Source organism: Photorhabdus khanii NC19, assembly GCF_000517265.1.
GTDB lineage: Bacteria > Pseudomonadota > Gammaproteobacteria > Enterobacterales > Enterobacteriaceae > Photorhabdus > Photorhabdus khanii.
Genome location: NZ_AYSJ01000011.1, coordinates 21254 through 43192 on the forward strand (window position 1 = coordinate 21254; position 21939 = coordinate 43192).

The 21939-nt window shown below is 45.5% G+C and carries 14 protein-coding genes; 7 read left to right on the forward strand and 7 right to left on the reverse strand.

Going from position 1 to position 21939, the window contains the following annotated elements; genetic code table 11:
- Window positions 1–363 precede the first annotated feature (363 nt).
- The gene (locus PTE_RS09950) at window positions 364–1560 is read left to right on the forward strand and encodes a multidrug effflux MFS transporter (protein ID WP_036845804.1); all 1197 of its coding nucleotides are present in this window, start codon (window positions 364–366) and stop codon (window positions 1558–1560) included.
- Between the two features lie 63 nt (window positions 1561–1623).
- Here the strand turns inward: PTE_RS09950 and malT are convergent, their stop codons facing one another.
- Window positions 1624–4338 carry an HTH-type transcriptional regulator MalT gene (gene malT, locus PTE_RS09955; RefSeq protein ID WP_036845807.1) on the reverse strand — a complete coding sequence of 905 codons (2715 nt, stop codon included), beginning with the start codon at window positions 4336–4338 and terminating at the stop codon, window positions 1624–1626.
- 423 nt (window positions 4339–4761) lie between these two features.
- Between malT and malP the strand changes: the two genes are divergently transcribed.
- Window positions 4762–7170: a maltodextrin phosphorylase gene (malP, locus tag PTE_RS09960; RefSeq protein WP_036845810.1), complete on the forward strand. Its 2409-nt coding sequence runs from the start codon at window positions 4762–4764 to the stop codon at window positions 7168–7170.
- A 9-nt stretch (window positions 7171–7179) separates the two neighbouring features.
- Window positions 7180–9267 (forward strand): 4-alpha-glucanotransferase, encoded by a 2088-nt coding sequence (malQ, locus tag PTE_RS09965; RefSeq protein WP_036845813.1) that lies wholly within the window; start codon window positions 7180–7182, stop codon window positions 9265–9267.
- A 198-nt stretch (window positions 9268–9465) separates the two neighbouring features.
- Here malQ and PTE_RS09970 read toward each other — a convergent pair whose 3' ends face one another.
- Complete coding sequence (locus PTE_RS09970; protein WP_036845816.1) at window positions 9466–9720, reverse strand: Txe/YoeB family addiction module toxin; 255 nt, start codon at window positions 9718–9720, stop codon at window positions 9466–9468.
- Window positions 9717–9971 carry a type II toxin-antitoxin system Phd/YefM family antitoxin gene (locus PTE_RS09975; protein ID WP_036845819.1) on the reverse strand — a complete coding sequence of 85 codons (255 nt, stop codon included), beginning with the start codon at window positions 9969–9971 and terminating at the stop codon, window positions 9717–9719. The genes PTE_RS09970 and PTE_RS09975 overlap by 4 nt, the downstream gene beginning before the upstream one ends.
- 1042 nt (window positions 9972–11013) lie before the next feature.
- Here PTE_RS09975 and PTE_RS09980 point away from each other — a divergent pair.
- Window positions 11014–13029, forward strand: coding sequence for an LTA synthase family protein (locus PTE_RS09980; RefSeq protein ID WP_036845821.1), 2016 nt, complete (start codon window positions 11014–11016; stop codon window positions 13027–13029).
- A gap of 66 nt (window positions 13030–13095) precedes the next feature.
- Here the strand turns inward: PTE_RS09980 and malG are convergent, their stop codons facing one another.
- From malG to malE, 3 genes are all read right to left on the reverse strand, one after another.
- Complete coding sequence (gene malG / locus PTE_RS09985) at window positions 13096–13986, reverse strand: maltose ABC transporter permease MalG (protein WP_036845823.1); 891 nt, start codon at window positions 13984–13986, stop codon at window positions 13096–13098.
- Between the two features lie 12 nt (window positions 13987–13998).
- Window positions 13999–15555 (reverse strand): maltose ABC transporter permease MalF, encoded by a 1557-nt coding sequence (gene malF, locus PTE_RS09990; RefSeq protein ID WP_036845826.1) that lies wholly within the window; start codon window positions 15553–15555, stop codon window positions 13999–14001.
- A gap of 123 nt (window positions 15556–15678) precedes the next feature.
- Window positions 15679–16878: a maltose/maltodextrin ABC transporter substrate-binding protein MalE gene (gene malE, locus PTE_RS09995; RefSeq protein ID WP_036845829.1), complete on the reverse strand. Its 1200-nt coding sequence runs from the start codon at window positions 16876–16878 to the stop codon at window positions 15679–15681.
- Window positions 16879–17260: 382 nt separating this feature from the next.
- On the opposite strand from malE, the gene malK reads away from it, so the two are divergent.
- The 3 genes from malK (at window position 17261) to malM (ending at window position 20738) form a co-directional block, all read left to right on the forward strand.
- The gene (gene malK, locus PTE_RS10000; RefSeq protein WP_036845832.1) at window positions 17261–18370 is read left to right on the forward strand and encodes a maltose/maltodextrin ABC transporter ATP-binding protein MalK; all 1110 of its coding nucleotides are present in this window, start codon (window positions 17261–17263) and stop codon (window positions 18368–18370) included.
- A gap of 36 nt (window positions 18371–18406) precedes the next feature.
- Window positions 18407–19699 carry a maltoporin gene (locus tag PTE_RS10005; protein WP_036845834.1) on the forward strand — a complete coding sequence of 431 codons (1293 nt, stop codon included), beginning with the start codon at window positions 18407–18409 and terminating at the stop codon, window positions 19697–19699.
- A gap of 121 nt (window positions 19700–19820) precedes the next feature.
- Entirely contained in the window at window positions 19821–20738 is a 918-nt protein-coding gene (malM, locus tag PTE_RS10010) for a maltose operon protein MalM (RefSeq protein ID WP_036845837.1), read from the forward strand.
- 121 nt (window positions 20739–20859) lie between these two features.
- Here malM and waaB read toward each other — a convergent pair whose 3' ends face one another.
- Complete coding sequence (waaB, locus tag PTE_RS10015) at window positions 20860–21933, reverse strand: lipopolysaccharide 1,6-galactosyltransferase (RefSeq protein ID WP_036845840.1); 1074 nt, start codon at window positions 21931–21933, stop codon at window positions 20860–20862.
- Window positions 21934–21939 lie beyond the last annotated feature (6 nt).

A 21939-nucleotide genomic window follows, 5' to 3' on the forward strand; every position in this document is an offset into this window, starting at 1 on the left:
CTTTTTTATTGAGAATGAGTTACCAAAGAAATGAAAAAATAAAGTAACTATTTATTTATGAAATAATTTCAAATAGAACACCTTAGAATAGAGGCTGCTAATAATCTGACATACCTTAAAAAAGTGCTGAAGCAGCCTGGTTGGTTTACACAGTTAAGCAGCTCGTATAAAGTTCAGGTTTGAAAAAGCAGTAAAGAGTTCGGTTGTGCACGATATTTAAATAAACCTATCGCTAGTTTGAAATAACCCGCTAATAGGATCTCTGGCATACACAAAATCTTTAATTATGCTGGAAAATCAATGCCACTGTGCCGATTTACGCACAAAACCATCACAATTTGTTGAAATACTAAAAGAATAAATATGCGAAATTACATTTTTCTATTACTTAGTTTGGTGCTTTTCGGGCCACTAGGTATCGATCTATTTTTACCTACTATTCCCGCCATTGCTGAAGATTTTCAGGTTAATAATGAGGTCATTCAGTCGACTATCTCTTTATTTCTGCTAATCATGGGACTGGGGCAATTAATCGCCGGACCATTGGTGGACAAATTTGGCCGTCGACCGGTTGCCTTAATGGGGATCATTTTGTATATCATTGGCTCTATGATCGCAGCACTTTCAACCAATTCCGAAATTTTTGTCGCGGCACGGATCATTCAAGGATGTGCTGTTTGCTGTACCAGTGTCGTCTGCATCAGCGGTGTACGCGACCGCCTGAATGGTGACGAGGCAGCTAAAGCCTACGGTTTTCTTAACAGTACACTGAATATTGTTCCTGCTCTCGCTCCATTGCTCGGTGGTCTTTTAGCTGAACTGTTTGACTGGCGGGCACCATTCTGGTTTTTGGTCTGCTACTCCGTTATTGTGCTGCTTATCATTGCCATTTGGCTGCCAGAAACGCGCCCCGCAAACACTAAACCAATTCATGGACTCCCGCTGAAACAGTATTATCAAATTCTCAGTAATGCCCGGTTTATGCATTTTGCACTGGTTAACGCTGGTATCATGGCAATAATGATTACTTATGTTTCATTTGCACCAACAGTGTTAATGACCGAAGGCCATATCTCACCACTCGTATTTTCATTGATTTTTGGTGGCAACGGACTCTGGACTATGATCGCCTTCCTGATCGCTAATAAAGTCCTTCATCGAACGGGTCGCCCTTTCTGCTTGCTGTTTGGGGCAATTCTGATGGCACTGGGCTGCCTATCTCTGTTCTCAGGAATGCATCTGCTGCCAAACGTAGCCAGCCAACACTGGCTAAGTTATATGTTACCGGTTGCTTTCGCTTGTGCTGGTTTAGCGTTTGTGATGGGGCCCGCGACCAGTTACGCTCTGGAACCTTATTCTGAAGAAGCAGGTGTCGCTTCCGCATTGATAGGGTTCATCCAGATGGCGGTTGGCTCCATTATCTCACTGGGCGCTATGGCATTACCATTTCCGCCCAAACAATCATTGATGCTGGTGATGCTACTAGGTACCGCGCTAACCTTGTCAGCACACTTACTTAGTCGCAGCCTGAAAGGACGGATTGTCTCGCTAAAATCTTAAAATCTGTCACGCAAAGCCATTGTTCAGTATCACTGATCAGAACAATGGCTTGCTCACCGGAAGTCACACACCTAACCCCATCATCTGCATCAGTTGCTGTGCCTGCTGAATCGCCTCCTGACGATTCGCAATCCCCAGTTTCTGATACAAATTCCGGATATGAGTCTTAATGGTTGTAGTTGCTACATCCAGCTCTGCGGCAATCTGATCATTGCTGTAGCCTGAATAAATCAGTCCCAGCACCTGCCACTCACGCTGCGTCAGTGGACTATTGCGAATAAGTTCTGGGACATCGGGATGTGTCAGCAACTGTGTGACGAAACTTTCATCAAAATGAGCGAATTTATGACGATGCTGACGGTTGATATCACGTAAAATGCGCTGTGCCCTGTGCAACTCCAGTTCAGACAAAGTATTCAGCTGGATAAGCTGACGCAGCTGCTGGGCCATCAACTCACCTTCAATCACAAAATGGCTGATAAATCCTGTGCGGTTAGCCAGAGCCAACGCCTCGATAAGCGCATTCTGCGCTTCACTTTTACGTCCTATATGCCAGTAAAGCAAGTTACATAACAGTAGATTACGGTTCAGATCGCTTATTAATTGCAATTCTCTTGCATGTTGATTCAGCATATCCAAAATAGATTCCGCCTCATCATACAGGCCGAGAAGGATCTGAGCGCGGGCGATATTACGCCACTGGCCCTGATTAAAATGATTATCGACACTATCCGGTCGCTCGGTCTGTGCCAACCATCGAACAGCCGCGCTTTTCTCTTCCATATTCTGCCAAATGATGACTCTCAGTTTGTCAGTATTGGTTCGCCAGTCTCTGTGATATTGCCCATTATTCAATAGGTTTTCACAACGGGCCAAATAACGGCGGGCATTATCAATATCTCCCTTGGTCAAAGAACATTTGGCTAACTGTGTCAGGCACTGCAACTGCTGCTGAGGTTGGAAGTTCGACAACACCTCCAAGCCACGACGCGCAGCCTCTTCTGCTTCATCAAGACGGGACCAGCACCACAAAAGCTGTGAGCGGATGCGCAAAAGGAACTCATGCATCGGAAGCTGCTCTAGATGCTGTTCACGGATCAATTCAAATGCCTTGTTCTGCGTTTCATAGGCGGTCTGCAAATACCCTTGTGCCAGCAAAATCTCGCTTTGCTGCAACAATGCCCATAACGCATAGTGATGAACGTGGAAACGGCGCGCAAGCTGCTCAGTTTGTTGCATCCGCATCAATGCGTCAGCCAGCTCGCCTTTACAATGTAAGACTTCACCTTCCACTGACGTTGCGACAATACGACTGTATTCATTCTGTGGCAACAGAGCCGCCAAGGCCTTCTTCGCCAGCTTATCAGCCATCTCCGGCTTGCCGCTGTTCATAGCGACTTGAGCCCGTAAAGCGTCGAACTCAGCCAGTAAATCCGGCTCAATAGCAATCTGTTTCTGATGCAGTGCTTGTTCCGCCTGGCTCAACAGTGTATTTACCTCTGAGTAGCGATGCTGGCTCTGAGCCAACCAAGCCTGAAGCAGCACCAGACGCGGACTCTCCAACAGTTGTTCATAAGGCAGCGCATTCATACATTCTTCCAGCAGAGATAGCTCACTGTGGTTAAACAACGACCAGGCATACTGCAACAGAATATCGCGTAACATGGCCGTATCGCCCGCCGCTAAAGCATGATGAATAGCCTCGCCCGGATACCCTTGAACCAACCAGCCTTCTGCGGCGGCACGATGCAATTCAGGCAATTGCAATGCCATTTCCCACTGACAGCGTTGGCGTAAAAATGAGGCAAAAAGTGGATGAAAGCGGAACCATTCGCCAGAATCGTCCATACGCTGGATAAACAGCCCCTGGCGCTCGGTTTCTTCAAGACGCTGTTGACCATTCTCTTCACCGGTAAGACAAACGATCAAACCATCATTCATAGAGCGCAAAATAGAGCTGCGCAACAAAAACTCACGGGTCGATTTGTCCACCTGATTCAATACTTCATCCACCAAATAGTCGGAAAGATGGCTGGCGTTAATGCCCGATAAGCGTTTAGCCGACAGTTCAGCGGCATCACACGACTGCCGCGCTGAAAGCGCAATCAGCTGAAGCGCCGTTGCCCAGCCAGCCACTTCGTTGCACAGGCGTTTACAATCGTCGGCGTCAAGCGATGGGGTCAAACGCTTGTCAAAAAATTGCTGGGTTTCCTGATGATCAAAAGCCAGTTGCTGGCTATCGATTTCCAGCAATTGCTCACGCACACGCAGATTGGCGACCCCAAGAGAAGGCAGATTGCGTGATAAGATGGTTAAAGTCAGATTCTCAGGCTGGTGACGCAGGAAAAATCGCATAGCCTCATGAATAATGTTATTCATAATCAGGTGATAATCATCAATCACCAGGAAAATCGGTCGTCGCCATTCATTGAGTTCAATAAACAGTTGAGCAAAGAGCGCGGGTAAATTGGCATATTGGTGTTTTTGGGCCAACACTTCACTTTTGGCGCAATGCCCTTGCGTGGCCTGCTGCAACGCCGCGATAAGATAGCTGGCAAAACGCTCCGGCTGATTGTCGCTTTCATCCAAAGAATACCATCCCAGATTATCTTGCCCGGCCGCCCACTGAGATACCAATGTGGTTTTACCATAACCAGCAGGGCTGGTTATCAGAACAAGACGATAGTTAGACGACTCATTCAGTCTGATCAACAGGCGTTTACGCCAAACCGTATTATTCAGACGAACAGGACGACTCAGTTTTGATGGGATAAGCATTGATTTCCGTGCCCATAAGAAGCGATAAATAAAACCTGCGCCGGAACCCTATGTGATGTTATTAGATAATTTATATCACGGCCCGTAATAATGTCATTAATAAGCCCAACCAAATTTAGTGAAATACACAGCCTTTGCAAACCTGTTTGCGAACCTCATTGTATTAAGTTGCGCGCCCTATCACATTCTTGAACAGCAAATTCCATTTTCCATCGATAAATTATGGAAGACGACCGCAAACCATTCCATCAATCTCCAGGAAAAAATGAATTCACATAGATTAAAAATCAAGCTGAATATGATTATCGACTACGCCCTTTTACTCCACCCTGACTAATACCTCTCCAGGATGATGTTTTAGACTCTGAGAGCATTCAGCATAGTGTCTAAATTTTCCTTTTTCAGCTACAGGATGAAGACTCCATGCAACAGACCAGATTAGATAAAGCCCAGTTTCAAGCTGCGCTGACGCGTCAATGGCAGCGCTTTGGCCTCGGATCAGCCCAGGAAATGACTCAGCATCAGTGGTGGCAAGCCGTCAGTGCGGCCCTGTCAGAACTACTGCCCTCAAGCCCTGAGATCACTGCTCCTTCCGACCAACAACAACGCCATGTGAACTATATCTCTATGGAGTTTCTGATTGGCCGTTTGACTGCAAACAATCTGCTTAACCTTGGCTGGTATGAAGACGTTCAGACTTACCTGGCAGAAGAAAATATCATTCTGAGCGATCTGCTGGAACAAGAAACGGATCCCGCATTAGGCAACGGTGGACTCGGACGGCTTGCCGCCTGTTTTCTCGACTCTATGGCAACCGTTGGCCAATCAGCAATCGGCTACGGTCTGAATTATCAATATGGCTTGTTCCGCCAGTCTTTTCAGCAGGGGCAGCAAATTGAAAAGCCGGACAATTGGGGGCGTGAATCCTACCCTTGGTTCCGCCACAATGCTCAGTTGGATGTTGAAGTTAATTTTGGTGGCGAAGTCTTAATGACAGACGATGGGCGCGAAACCTGGGCACCTGAATTTACATTGATTGGGGAAGCCTGGGATCTACCGGTTATTGGTTATCACAACGGTGTTACCCAACCACTGCGCCTGTGGCAAGCAACACATGCTGATCCATTTGATCTCGACAAATTCAACAACGGTCAATTCCTGGCAGCAGAACAGCAAGGTGTTGAAGCAGATAAGCTGACGAAAGTTCTCTATCCGAATGATAACCATCAGGAAGGCAAACGCCTGCGCCTGATGCAACAATATTTCCAATGCGCCTGTTCTGTGGCGGATATCCTGCGTCACCATCATCTGGCGGGACGCAAAATAGAAGATCTGCCAAAGTATGAAGTTATCCAGCTTAACGATACCCACCCAACGATTGCCATTCCTGAAATGATGCGCATTCTGCTGGATAAACACCAAATGAGCTGGGAAGCAGCATGGGAGATAACCAGCCATACTTTCGCCTATACTAACCACACGCTGATGCCGGAAGGGCTGGAATGCTGGGATGAACATCTGGTTAGCCACCTGTTGCCACGCCATTACAACATCATTCAAGAAATTAACCGCCGTTTCAAAAATCTGGTGGAGAAAACCTGGCCGGGCGATCAAGCCGTATGGGAAAAATTGGCGGTACATTATAACCATCAGGTGCGGATGGCGAACCTTTGCGTCGTCGCCGGCTTTGCCGTGAACGGGGTAGCGGCGCTGCACTCAGAACTGATCGTTAAGGATCTTTTCCCAGAATATCATCAACTGTGGCCGAACAAATTCCATAACGTGACGAACGGTGTTACCCCGCGTCGTTGGATCAAACAGTGTAACCCAGCCTTGTCAGGGTTGATCGACCGGACGCTTAACCGTGAATGGATTAACGATCTTAATGCACTTAAAGAGCTTGAACCCTATGCAGATGACGCTGCTTTCTGCGAGGAGTATCGGGCGGTCAAACAGGGCAACAAAATCCTCCTGTCCAATTATGTGAATAAAGTAATGGGGCTTAAGCTGGATCCAAACGCCATTTTCGATGTACACATTAAGCGCCTGCACGAATATAAGCGTCAGCATCTGGACCTGCTACACATCCTGTCGCTCTATAAGCAAATTCAGGAAAATCCGGCGCTGGATATCGTTCCACGCGTATTCCTGTTTGGTGCGAAAGCAGCACCAGGTTACTATCTGGCAAAAAACATTATCTCTGCGATCAATCAAGCCGCTGAAAAGATCAATAATGATCCTATTGTTCGTGATCGCATCAAGATCGCGTTTATCCCCGATTACAAAGTTTCTGTCGCAGAGCTTATGATCCCGGCTGCCGATGTTTCAGAACAAATCTCCACTGCCGGTAAGGAAGCTTCCGGTACAGGAAACATGAAACTCGCACTAAATGGCGCACTGACTATCGGAACATTAGACGGAGCGAATGTCGAAATTGCCGAGCAAGTGGGAGACGACAACATTTTCATCTTCGGACACACCGTCGAAGAAGTGAAAGCTTTGAAAGCTGCCGGTTATGATCCATTGACGTTACTCAAGGAAGATAAACATCTGGACAACATACTCAAGGCACTGGCCAGCGGCGAATTCAGCTACAGTGATAAGCGGGCATTTGACATGCTGCTGCACAGCTTGATTGAAGGTGGAGACCCTTATCTGGTACTGGCTGATTTTGCCTCCTATTGCAATGCCCATAAGCGGATCGATGCCTTGTACCGTGATACTCAAGGCTGGACACGCAGCGCCATTCTGAATACCGCCCGAATGGGCATGTTCAGCTCTGACCGGACAATCCGGGATTATCAACAACGTATCTGGCAAGCAAAGAGATAAGGAAAAATCATGGAGGATAAGAGCCTCGATCATTTAGCGACCGAGGCTGGCATTGTTGCCAGCTATATCAATGCTTATGGAAAACCACAGGCGATTCCCGCAGACACCAGGCACCGCCTGTTAGATGCCATAAATGTAAACAAACCGGCCAACGAGCCGGTTTCCCCCGTACCGATAGTAAAAGTTTTTACTCAAGGGCAGCACTTCACTATCACCCTGAAAGACGACAGGAACTACCAATGGCAGATACGGACAGAACAAGGAGAAGAATTTCAGGGACATGGCAGCCATCAACTGACTTTTCCTGATACCCTTGCTCAGGGATACCATCACCTTACTCTGACGCAAGGCAGCCAATGCTGGTCTATACAAATTATAGTCGCGCCCAAACGCTGCTATGAGCCAAATGCGCTGTTAAAGGGGGAAAAACTTTGGGGTGCCTGTGTACAGCTCTATACACTGCGTTCAGAAAACAATTGGGGAATCGGAGATTTTGGCGATCTGAAATACATGCTGAAAGAGATGGCGGCACGCGGGGGTTCCTTTATCGGATTGAATCCATTGCATGCGCTGCATCCAGCTATGCCAGAAAGCGCCAGTCCCTATAGCCCCTCTTCACGCAACTGGCTTAATGTGATTTACATTGATGTTAATCAGATTGAAGATTTCAAACACAGTGAAGAAGCGCAGAAGTGGTGGCAAACTCAGACGACTCAGCGCATGTTACAACATGCCCGCAGCACAAAATGGGTGGATTACACCACAGTCATGGCGTTGAAAATGGCAGCACTGCGTCTGGCATATCAACAGTTCAATACCCGTTCAGAAGCTGACTCCCAACAGGTCTCTTTTCGCCAATTCGTCATTCAAGGTGGTGAAGGCCTCTACTATCAAGCCGTCTATGACGCCCTGCACTGTTTGCTATACGCTAAAAATAACAGCTGTTGGGGCTGGCCTGTATGGCCGGAAGAATATAGCGATCCACACGGCGAAGCCGTACAAACATTTTGCCAGTCTCACCCGCAAGAAGTGGAATTCTTCCTCTGGCTACAGTGGCTGGCCCATACTCAACTTGCAGACTGCTTTGCACAAAGTCAAGCCAGTGAAATGCCGATTGGGCTTTACCGAGATTTAGCCGTTGGCGTAGCCGAAGGAGGATCGGAAACCTGGTGCAACCGGGCTGTCTACTGCACCAAAGCATCAGTGGGAGCGCCACCGGATGCCCTGGGGCCATTGGGTCAAAACTGGGGCCTGCCACCAATGAATCCTCATGTTTTACAAACCCAGGCTTACCAACCATTCATTGAGCTGCTGCGCACAAATATGACCTATTGCGGCGCCCTACGCATTGACCACGTTATGTCGATGCTCAGGCTCTGGTGGATCCCCTATGGCGAAACCGCCGACAAAGGGGCATATGTACACTACCCAGTTGATGATCTGCTGGCAATTCTGGCACTGGAAAGTCAACGTCATCGATGCCTGGTCATTGGTGAAGACTTGGGTATCGTGCCGGAAGAAATTGTGAGCAAACTGCGCGACAGCGGTGTCTATTCTTATAAAGTGCTCTACTTTGAGCGTAATGGACAGGGAGAAGTCCGTGCACCGAATGATTACCCAGTACAAGCAATGGCAACGATAACCACCCATGATCTGCCTACTTTGCGCGGATTCTGGCAAAGTGCCGATTTGACACTTGGGGAATCACTCAAGCTATATCCTGATAAAGATCTTCTTCAAAGGCTATATACCGAACGTCAGGCAAGCAAACAAGAGTTATTAGAGGGATTGCATCGCTACGGCTGTATTCCGGAACATATCGGCCACACTGCGAAAGAGGTGGCAATGTCACCCGAGATAAACCAGGGATTACATCGCTATATTGCCCACAGCACCTGCGCACTGCTGGGACTGCAACCCGAAGACTGGCTGGATATGGATAAACCCGTCAATATTCCAGGTACTACAATGGAATATCCCAACTGGCGACGTAAATTAAATACCACACTGGAAACGATGTTCAGTGATGATCATGTAAACCAATTACTGAATGATTTGAATACATGTCGTAAAAAAGCAGGGGCAGCCGAGAACTGAACACCGTAACATCAGGTTCTCCTCTGAAAGTGCGATCTTTTCCCATTTAATAACTTAATGAAATTATGATTTTCAAGGATGGTTTATAATCTAAACCATCCTTAAGATTGCTGACTTTTGGCTCCTCGACTATCACTGCTGAGTTTTCACCAAAACATTTTCTGATATCGCACAGCAAGGAGCATCAATAAGGTTTTATTAATAGTGATAGCGGCATTGCACAATAATGATTGTTTCGTCTGTCACCTTGTAAACTAGGCGATGTTTTCGATCAATCCGCCTGGACCAATATCCCGACCAATTATGCTTTACTGGTTCTGGACCACCAAGACCACCAAAGGGCTGCCGTTTAACATCTTTAATTAGCGTATTTACGCGCTTTAGGGTTTTTTTATCGGTTTGTTGCCAATGCAGATAATCCTCCCATGCCATTTCCGCCCAAGATAAAATCATTCTTCCAATAACCCTTTCTCAACGGTTTTACCGGCCTCCACTTCCACGATAGCTTGGTTCAAACGAACAGCATTTTTGGGGCTGGCCATCAAGTAGGCCGTCTCTTCGTAAGACTGGAAATCTTCCAGGCTAATAACGACTGCTGGTTTACCGTTCTGGCGAGTGATGATAACGGGCTTGTGGTCATCATTCACTTTATCCAAGGTTCTGGCCAAGTTAGCCCGGAATGCTGAATAACTCATCGTATTCATAGTCATTACCTCACAATGTTGTACCCATAACTGCACTTGTGCAAATATGAGTACGCAAGTGTTGCGCTAACAATATTTCTGTATACCATCAGGGCTGGCTTCCTCATTTTAGAGACGAAATCATATCTGGATAAATTATAAATAAAGTGGAATCCCACCTTGGGCGCTAAAAAGGGTAAAAACAATTGCTAAAACCTTATACCGATTAAAACCAAAAGTTAAAAAAATGACGTTTAATAACAGTTCAAAACCTACCCATCATAAAACTATCAGTGAAAAATGAAAACTTTATTAATGCTCATCTCTCTGGAAAAAAGATAAATAAGAATATGAATAACTTAATCATAAAATCTATTTTACCAAAGAAACCGACTTTAATAATGTTTTCAACTGACAATAAACTTTGTCATAAATAAATTACAGTCTCTAAGCAAATGATTTAACAGAATATAAATCGGATTACTTACAGTACTATTATTTTGCAATTTATTATGTAAAACTGCAATGCCTTAAATACGCCAGATTAAACTTGCTTTACACTGCTTTAATCAATCTGGTCTGCGATTTGATTTAAACCATACCTCTTTTTATGCCTTTAATGTGATTTAACGCTAAAATCAATTCATACCGTTACTTTCCAAAATATTTTCGCGCTCTGTTAACGCTTAAATATCTGCCCAACTGTTATCACCTTTCTGGCTGATTAATCTGCCAAACCTTTTATCATCGTTGATGCAATAAACTGTTATTAGATAAGAGAAAACTAATCAGCCGACAACACGCTATCTGAAATTCTCAGTGAAACGAAAACACCTATTTTTAAAAATGGTTTTGTCAGCAATCTAAAAGATGGCTTATAATCTAAACCATCCTTTCTCAATCGATTTTGTCTGGACCTTGGTCAGACCTGCTGTTTACTGCAAAAAATGTCTAATAAAATAACCTAACATTAGGATAGGCAATCATTTACTAAATAAGCTAGGATCTTTACCCATAAAATACCAAATTAATCTTACTAATCCATTCTAATTAAGAAGGCATTATGTGGTTTCCCAGATTTAAACAGGCTTTTATCGCTCTTTTACTTCCCTGGCTGCTGGCTGTATCAATACAAATGGCGGGAAGAATCTATCTTCTCCTCACTTATGGCAGCCATCAGCTCCTTGCTGACTCTATTCAAGATGTAGAACGAATGTTCTGGATTGGCGGGCTGTTTGATATCCGTATTGCCAGTCTGCTATTTGTTCCCTGTCTGCTGATTGCCGGCTTATTTGCCATTCACAAAAACAGTTTCAGCCTATGGCAGCGTTGCTATCCGTGGCTGGCTGCAATACTCAATACACTGGTCGGGGCTTTAACTGTAAGCAATGTTTATTACTATGCCACTTATGAACGGTCGATTGATATTTTCATCTTCGGTTTGGTGGAAGATGATACGAAAGCCGTGTTACATACTCTGTGGAATGACTATCCCATTATCCGTGGCTTACTGTGCTTAGTTCTGTTTACCGCTTTCGTCTTCTGGCTTTGTCTCCGCTGGCAACGCCACCTTACCTTACGTACAGCACGCAAAACCAGTTTGCCAATTTCTGCTATAGCGACACTGGCTATTTTGGCTATCTGCTTCGTTGGAATGCGCGGCTCCATAGGGACCTTTCCACTGCGTCAGTCCAATACACAAGTTTCAGAAGTTAAGATACTTAATATGCTGACACCTAATGGTCCAATGGCATTGAACTGGGCCTTTAATGATCATGACAAAAACAGCTATTTCCCAGAAGCAACGGATGAGCAAGGTAGCAAGCTATTAAGCCAATTTCTGGATAATCCAACGCCGGCTAGTCTGTCGCCGTTTATGGCTAAAACCGCCGACAATCCTGTCGCTCAGAAAAAACCACCCCATGTAATATTTAACGTGATGGAAAGCATGGGCTATCACCTGCAAAGCCTGGATCGTCCAAACCTTGATGTTTTTGGCGCCCTGCGTCAGCACTGGCAAAACGATTGGCGTTTTGAACGTTTTGTTTCTGAAGGGGACGGCACTATTGACAGTTTGAGCCGCTTCCTGGTCCGTAGCCCGAACAGTGCAATCAGCCAATCCACTGCCCAAAATCTCGATTTCACCAGCAATATGTTTAAACCCTATCTGGCGAATGGTTACAAGATTATCTTCGTTACATCCGGTAACGGAGCATGGCGTAATTTGAATCAGTTCCTGCCAAATCTGGGCGTCAGTGAATTTATCGATCAGAATGGGCTGAAAAAACGCTACCCGGAAGCCAAATTCGGTACTTGGGGTGTACCTGACGAGTTTATGTTCCGTTATATTGAAGAACGCCTGACTCAGGCAGAGAAGAACGGAGAACATGTTCTGATTCTGTCATTGTCTACTACCCATCACCCACCGTATAAGTCACCAAAAGGCTATCAGAAAACCGACATTAAGCTAAACGATGCAGAGAAACAACGCCTAAGCCATCTGGCTAGCGGTGATGAGTTACAAGAGGTCTTCCATACTCTGCGTTATACCAACGATCAGTTGGGGCAGTTTATCAGTTGGGTAAAATCTCAGTCACTGGCTTCCCATACTATTATTGCAGCAACCGGTGACCATAATATGCGGGGTATCAGTTATCCAGATGCCCATGAACTGGCAATTGGTCACGGCGTACCACTTTATCTCTACGTGCCGCCTGATTATCGCTATAACACGACTTTTGATGCGACCAGAGTCGGCAGCCATAAAGATATCTGGCCAACTCTCTATCATTTAAGCCTATCAAATACGACTTATTACCGTACCGGCTGTAATTTGCTGACTGAACATCTGGACCCTATCTGGTGTCAGGGATATAACCCGGAAGTGACTATTACACCGCAAGGGGCCTATATCATGATAGGCAAAGGTGAATTTCGACCGTGGGCAAATCAAACGGGATTATTATTAGGTGAACCACAGCCAATGACAGCAGAGCAGACTAAACAGTTTCATCGCTGGCAGGTATTTACTGATTTACTGTCATGGCAGTTAAACCGTCAAGTTCACCACCAGCAATAATTGATACTTCCGTGAATCCCTTTAATCTCAATCTATTAAAGGGATTCACACTGATAAGTGTCACAATCAGCCTTTTACTCCCCCAGCGGTCAAACCACTAACCAACCAGCGCTGAGCAACCAAGAAAACAATGGTAATCGGGAGTGCCGAGAGCACAGCGGCGGCGGCAAAATCTCCCCAAAGATAGTTTTGTGGATTAAGGTACTGCTGCATGCCCACAGCCAGAGTGTAATTATTCACATCCCGCAGCAGCAGTGAAGCAACAGGCACTTCCGTAATCACGCCAATAAAGGAAAGAATGAACACCACGGCCAAAATCGGTACAGAGAGCGGTAACAAGACCATACGAAAAGCCTGCCACGGTGTCGCGCCATCAAGCGCAGCAGCCTCTTCCAGAGAGCCGTCAATGGTTTCAAAATAACCTTTAATCGTCCAGACATGCAACGCAATGCCCCCCAGATAGGCAAAGATAACGCCGCCGTGAGTATTGAGGCCGATAAACGGTATATACTCCCCCAATCGGTCAAACAAGGCATATAACGCCACTAAGGAAAGAACTGCCGGGAACATCTGAAAAATCAACATACCTTTCAGCAAGGTGGTTTTACCGCGAAAACGCATACGGGCAAAAGCATAAGCACAGGTGGTTGATAACGTAACGATACCTACAGCGGTAATAAAGGCAACCTTCACAGAGTTCCAAAGCCATAGCATAACCGGGAAAGGTGGTGGAGTAACACGACCATCCGATGAGACCACGCTGTAGCCAAGCGCCAATTTCCAGTGCTCCCAAGAAATATTTTCTGGGATCAAACTACCCGTGGCAAAATTCCCCGGCCGCAGGGAGATGGTAATAACCATCAACATCGGGAATAAAATCATGGCAATAAAGGTTAACATCAGCAAATGCGTCGCCCACAAACGCCATTTCTGTGATTTGGGTTGAACCATCGCCATTGCATTCCCTCCTTAGTCAAATTTAATACGGGTGGTTTTTAGATTGATAATGGCCAGTGCACCAACTAGCAAAAAGATAACGGTGGCAATCGCCGCAGCCAATCCAAAGTCCTGGCCACCACCCCCTTCGAAAGCAATACGATAGGTATAGCTCACCAGTAAATCGGTATAGCCCGCCGGCGTCGTAGTGCCAATGTGATCCGGCCTGCCATAAGTCAACAATTGAATCAGAACAAAATTGTTGAAATTAAAGGCAAAACTGGCAATCATCAGCGGCATCAACGGCTTAATCAGCAGCGGGAAGGTAATCTTAAAAAAGTTCTGAAACGGGCCAGCACCATCCATCGCCGATGCTTCATACAGATCATCTGGTATTGCCTTCAACAAACCCATACAGAGGATCATCATGTAGGGATACCCCAACCAGGTATTCACCACAATCAGCATGGTTCGCGCCAGTGTCGGATCAGTAAACCAAGCGGGCTTAATACCAAACAGGCCGTTAAGCAACAGGTTGATTTCACCAAAACTCTGGTTAAATAACCCCTTAAAAATCAAAATAGAAATAAACGATGGCACGGCATACGGCAAGATTAACAGCACGCGATAAACAGCACGGCCTTTCAATGCTTCCCATTGCACAACACAGGCCAAGACCATGCCGACAGCAACAGTCAGTACCACAGTGAACAGAGCAAACACAACCGTCCAAACGAAAATAGAGAGAAACGGCTTCTGAATACCTTCATCCTGTATCACACGCAGGAAATTTTTCCAGCCAATGGAAACAGTAAATCCCGGCGTTAACGTCTCATTTCCCCATTGCTCCTCAGCATTAACAGACTGATAGAAACCGGTATCGGTATTAGGGCGATAAAGCGTGCCTGTTTGATTGTTAGTAAGAGTCTTGCCATCTTCCCCAAGAGAGTATTGAGGATGTACACCAGAGAATTGACGAAGCGAACTCATTCTCAGTTGCTTACCATCTGGTAAAACGGCAACCAACTGGTTCAGCGCCTGTCGATTCTGGGTGATAATACGCAATGTCGCCGCTTCACCACTCTGGGCGTTGTCCTGTTCATGCAAATGTAAAGTCGTTTCTTCCGCTACTGACAGAGAAAACGGCTCCGATACCAGTTGCTTAGTCTGGCCCGGTGCATCCAATGCCAGAATCCATAGATCGGATTTTGGATAGAGCCTGAAAGTGAATGTTTGCCCTGACTGATACTGACGGCTCATCAGGACAGATTGTGCACGTTCAAAAGTCAGTTGATTCGTACTGCTATAGTTGGTAAAGGCAATGGCAATAGTGCAAATGAGCGGAAACAACACAAACAGCCCCATTCCCGCGATGCCCGGATAAGCATAACGCCAGGCATAAGTATTGCGGTTAGCGAAAACGTAAATCCCCGTTCCCAACAATACCAACGTCAGCATTGCGAACAGATACTCTCCCTGTGAGTACATCAAGACCACCAGATAACCGGTAAAGAGTATACACAGGCTCACTGCAAGCCATTTCAGAGCAGAATACTGCCACCATGATATTTTTTTGAGCGTCGCTGACATAATGCTCTTATTCCTTTTACTACGACTGTAACAGCTTTGCTGATAATTGGATCAATCTTCCGCAAGTAACATCCTTAGTCGTTACGGGAAAGAGACACCCTTTCAGAAAAGGGTGTCTACAGGCTACTTGGTCATACGGGCTTCTGCGTCACTCAGTGCGGCATCAATAGTCTGACGGCCGGTCAACGCATTAACAACAGCGTTACGCATGGCATACCAAAAACTGCTCATTTGCGAGATGTTCGGCATGATTTCGCCTTTTTGAGCATTTTCCATCGTGGCAGAAATGCGCGGGTCCTTAGCCAGAATATCGTGATAGGATTTCAGCGCCACGGCCCCCAGCGGTTTATCCTTATTCACCATTGCCAGCCCCTCATTGGTCAGCAAATAGTTTTCCAGGAACTCCTTCGCCAACTCTTTATTCGGGCTGGCGGCATTAATACCTGCCGTCAATACGCCAACAAACGGCTTGGATGGATGACCTTTAAACGTCGGCAATAACGTCACGCCGTAATTTATCTTGCTCTTGTCGATGTTGGCCCACGCCCACGGACCATTGATAGTCATAGCCGTTTCACCTTTGTTGAACGCTGCTTCGGCAATGGAATAGTCGGTATCCGCATTCAGATGCTTATTTTTTACCAAATCGACAATAAAATTCAGCCCTGCTTTGGAACCGGCATTATTAACCCCGACGTTCTTAGCATCATATGCACCATTTTCCATTTTGAAAGCATATCCTCCATCAGCAGCAATCAGCGGCCAGGAGAAATAAGGCTCTTGCAGATTAAACATAAGAGCGCTTTTGCCCTTACCCTTCAATTCCTTATCCAGAGCAGGGATCTCTTCCCAAGTTTTGGGTGGTGTCTTTACAAGGTCTTTATTGTAAATAAGGGAGAGGGCTTCAACTGCAATAGGATAACCAACTAATTTACCGTCGTAACGCACAGCATCCCAAGTGAATGGAAACAGTTTGTCCTTAAGGTTTTGATCCGGCGTAATTTCCGCCACCAGACCCGACTGTGCATAACCACCAAAACGGTCATGAGCCCAGAAAATAATATCCGGCCCATCACCGGTTGCCGCAACCTGCGAATATTTCTCTGCAAGCTTGTCCGGATGTTCAACAGTAACATTGACACCCGTATCTTTTTCAAATTTCTCACCAACTTGCGCCAGGCCATTGTAGCCTTTATCGCCGTTGATCCAGATAACCAGCTTACCTTCCTCAATTTTTGCCAAAGCAGAGGCAGAAAGCACAAGAGTAGCTAAAACAGAAAGCGCCAGGGTACGGGCGCCCACTTTCAAGTTTGTTTTTGTCATCATTCCGTCCTTTACTTATAGTGTGAATAGGTTCAGGGTGAACTGTTTTGTTACATTGGCGGAGGGTACGAAGCTAGTGTGCAACCGACAATAGAAATACTCATCCTCCCCCGCTCTACGCCCCAACTGAGATGGGTGTGATCTACATTACAAAAACAGAGGAACCGTGTTGTTGACCACAAAAAGAGACACCTCTTTTTGTAGTAAAGATCACACTTTATCCAGCAGCTCATACCTAACCGCCTCAACAACTCCTATCTCATCCTCCTGACTCCTCCCCCATAAAAAACTTGGGCATGGAGGATTTACTCAACCACTATCTTAAACACACTCTGATTTATTATTTTTCACCGTGGATTGCGGTGATAGTCCGGGGGAACACATGTCGAGCGTCACACTACGTAATGTATCTAAGGCTTATGGTGAAACTATTATTTCTAAGAACATCAACCTTGAGATACAGGAAGGAGAATTCGTGGTTTTTGTCGGTCCATCAGGATGTGGAAAATCGACACTATTAAGGATGATTGCAGGTCTGGAAGATATTACTTCTGGTGATTTGCTGATCAACAATATACGTATAAATGATGTACCACCAGCCAAGCGTGGCGTTGGAATGGTTTTTCAATCCTATGCACTGTACCCCCACCTGTCTGTTGCAGACAATATGTCGTTTGGTATGAAGCTGGCCGGCGCCAAAAAAAGTGACATTCAGCAGCGCGTAAAGCAAGTTGCGGAGATGCTTCAACTCGCTCATCTGCTTGATCGCCGCCCTAAAGCACTATCAGGCGGCCAACGCCAGCGGGTCGCCATTGGCCGTACTCTGGTCGCTGAACCGAATGTTTTCCTATTGGATGAACCACTTTCCAATCTGGACGCCGCACTGCGCGTCCAAATGCGCATTGAAATTTCACGCCTACACAAACGCCTGCAACGTACGATGATTTATGTCACCCACGATCAGGTTGAAGCAATGACGCTGGCCGACAGAATCGTGGTACTGGATGGCGGGGATGTTGCCCAGATCGGCAAACCACTTGAGCTTTACCACTATCCCGTTAATCGTTTTGTTGCCAGCTTTATTGGCTCACCCAAAATGAATTTCCTGCCAGTTAAAGTCACGGCCACCGCCGTCGATCAGGTGCAAATTACTCTGCCTAATCGCCAGCAAATCTGGCTTCCCGTAGAAAGCCAAGGGGTAAAAGTAGGCAGCAATGTATCTCTGGGTATACGCCCAGAACACCTCCTTCCTAGTGATATCGCAGATGTCACGCTGGAAGGCATAGTTCAGGTTGTTGAACAGCTGGGAAATGAAACCCAGGTTCACATTGAAATCCCGGCTATTCATCAAAATCTGGTTTATCGCCAGCCTGATGTTGTGCTCGTGGAAGAAGGGGCCTCCTTCACTATCGGATTACCTCCCCACCGCTGCCATTTGTTCCGGGAAGACGGAACCGCATGCCAGCGTTTGCATAAAGAACCCGGTGTTTGAGCCTGAGCTAATTACAAAACGACAGGAGAATAATTGATGAAATCAATGCGTATATTACCTATATCACTGACAGTTATAACTGGATTACTGTCCATGCAGGCGTCAGCCGTAGAATTTCACGGTTACGCCCGTTCCGGTATTGGCTGGGCCGGCAGCGGTGGCGAGCAACAGTGTTTCCAAAGTACCGGTGCACAGAGCAAATACCGTTTAGGTAATGAATGTGAAACCTATGCTGAACTTAAGTTGGGTCAGGAGCTATGGAAAGATGGCGATAAGAGCTTCTACTTCGATACCAACGTAGCCTATTCCGTAGCGCAACAAAGTGACTGGGAATCCACCAATCCCGCTTTCCGTGAAGTGAATGTCCAAGCGAAAAACGTCATCGACTGGCTGCCAGGCTCAACACTGTGGGCAGGTAAACGCTTCTACCAGCGTCATGACGTACATATGATCGACTTTTACTACTGGGATATCTCAGGTCCCGGTGCCGGCCTGCAAGATATCGATCTAGGCTTTAGCAAACTCTCTCTGGCCGTCACCCGTAACACCGAGTCTGGCGGTTCTCATGGCTGGATTGCCGGTAGGAACCATGAAATTCCCACGTCTAACGATGTCTACGACATACGTCTGTCCGGCTTGGAAGTGAACCCCGGCGGTAGTCTGGAACTTGGTTTTGACTATGGGCGTGCTAATGCGCGGGACAACTATCACCTTGACCGCAACGCGTCCAAAGATGGTTTCATGTTTACTGCCGAGCATACACAAAGTGTGTCCGGAGGCTTCAACAAATTTGTCGTACAGTACGCGACAGATTCCATGACCTCCTCCAACAGTGGTCGCTCTGAAGGCGCCAGTGTAAACAATGACGGTCATATGCTACGCATCCTGAATCACGGTGCCATTAATCTCGCAGAAAAATGGGATCTCATGTACGTGGCGATGTATCAGGATACCGACCGTGATAACAACAACGGCAACACGTGGTATACGGTTGGTGTACGTCCAATGTACAAATGGACACCAACGATGAGTACCTTGATGGATATTGGCTATGATAATGTCAAATCTCAGCGTACCAATGACACTAACGATCAATACAAAATCACCCTTGCCCAGCAATGGCAAGCTGGTGATAGCATCTGGTCCCGTCCGGCTATCCGCCTGTTCGTCACCTATGCCAAATGGGATGAAAAATGGGGTAATGCAAGGAAAGACGACGGCGATAACTACACCACTGGCATGGCCTACCGTGATACAGCAACACATAAATTCAGCCGTGGCAACGATGATGAATTCACCTTTGGTGCACAATTCGAAGCCTGGTGGTAATGCCATTAAAAACGGCTGGTTTTAGGCCAGCAAGATTATTTAGCTACTTTTAGCGCCTTGGACTGATATGCCTTTTGCCCGTGGGTATCAGTCTCTTTTTTCAACCGGACAAGGGTAAAAAATGAAAATTAAACTGCTCTCATTCTGTCTTAGTGCCTTACTCTGTAGCGCAGCTCCTTTGATAAGCTATGCAACACCTATCACTACAACAGCTAAGGCAACCACGACACAGGATGCTGTTGCACCTTCCCTCTCAACAGCAGCACTGCAAAAACTGAACTGGCAGCCAGTTAACCCAAACGATACGCAGACCATTATCCTCAATGCCACATCCCAGCACCTTAATGAAGGAAATATTCAGGGGCCAATCGCTGCATTCGCCATTCCGGCAAATCGGGGCTCACTGGACATTATGCTGAGCAGTTTAGTACAAGATAAACAAGTTTATGCGCCAAATGTTTTGGTACTTGATCAGGGATTACGCCCCGCAGCATTTTATCCAAGTGACTACTTTCCGTATGAACGTCCGGGGGTTATGTCTACAGATCGGTTGGAAGGCACATTAAAGCTGACGCCAGCATTAGGACAACAGCAAATTTATGTGCTGGTCTATACCACTCGTACCGATTTGCAAAAATCAACACAAATGATTGATCCCGCCAAAGCTTATGCTCAAGGAGTCGGCAACGCCGTTCCCGCCATTCCTGATCCCGTTGCCCGCCATACAGAAACCGGTACATTGAAGCTGAAAGTGAAATCGGAACAAAACACCGGTAACATCACTATTGGTCAGGTCTTATCAGGCCCGGCACTGGAGCCTGTCGTTGTTGGGCCAACACAAGCTACCGCAACACAGCGCACTCCACTGAAAACCAAACCTGTCCTGAACGACACAGAACGTTATTTCAGTGATGCAATTAAAAACGAAATTAATAACGGCAATATTGATAAGGCGCTGAATCTGCTGGATGAAGCAGAACGCCTGGGATCTTCAACTGCACGAGAAACGTTTATTAACAGTATCAAAAACAAGAGATAAATCATTTACCTATGTTGGCTATATAGTAAGTGCACCATTAGTTTGTTCAATGCAAAACAAATGCTCTCCGAAGAGGAGAGCATTAAGTTTAACTCTCATAATATGTTACGACAGGAGATACTTACCGATGGAGAGATAAAGCGTTAGTAATTCTTAACAGGAAATTGTCTTCATAAAGAAAGGCAATAGAATTTTTTATTGCATAATGATCTCTTATTTTATATCCATCAATAATGAGTTGTAATTTTTTAGACAACTCAAGAATACTACCTGATTTATAAAGCTCGCCATTTAAATCGTTGATAATATCATTCGGACCACACTTACAATCTGAACTTATACAATAGATACCATAGGATATTGCTTCCGCTAATACCATGCCAAAACCTTCATATTTTGATGTTAAAATAAAAGCGGATACTTCTTTTATGCTACTCATTACAAATTCCCAAGGCTGATCTTGCCAACCGTGCCAAATAATATTGTTATTTATATTGAGTTGTGAAGATAATTTTTTTAAGTAACTCTCATCATCACCAGAACCTACCATATGTAATTCCCAATGACCATGTAATTGAGAAAGCGCTAAAAATAGTTCAGTTAGATTTTTTGACTTATAGGCAAGAATTCTTCCAACATATAATAATCTAGCTATGTGTTTTGGTTGAGGAATTATAAAGGGATTCATTTTGATAGGATTGAAAATAAGATGAAGTTTCTCTGTTTTTATCCCAAAGGATAACATTTGATCTCGTAAACCAGAACTGATTACAAGGTGCTCGTCGGCACAGCATAAATCTTTAATTTTCTGTGGGGTAGGATTTCTAATGGAAGTATGCAGCCAAGAGTAAGTTTTTACTGGGAAATTAATTTTTTCACAGGAAAGTCGAGCAATATTACAGGATGTTGTGTCTAAACTTATTAGAATCTCAGGGTAAAATCTTGCTAATATCAAGGATAATTCGCATGCAATATCCTGGCGAGATTTGTAATTGCTTGATGCTAAGGATATATGTTGAGCATTAGATAACCAAGCATGATTTTCAATTCTGTTTATCTCATTTAAGGATATGAAAATGAAATCAATTTCAATGTTGGCACGGTTAATTAAACTTATTAAACTCGAACATACCATTTCTACCCCACCATATCCATTTAAGAAAAGATCATGGTATATTATAAATATTTTTTTCATTGTTAA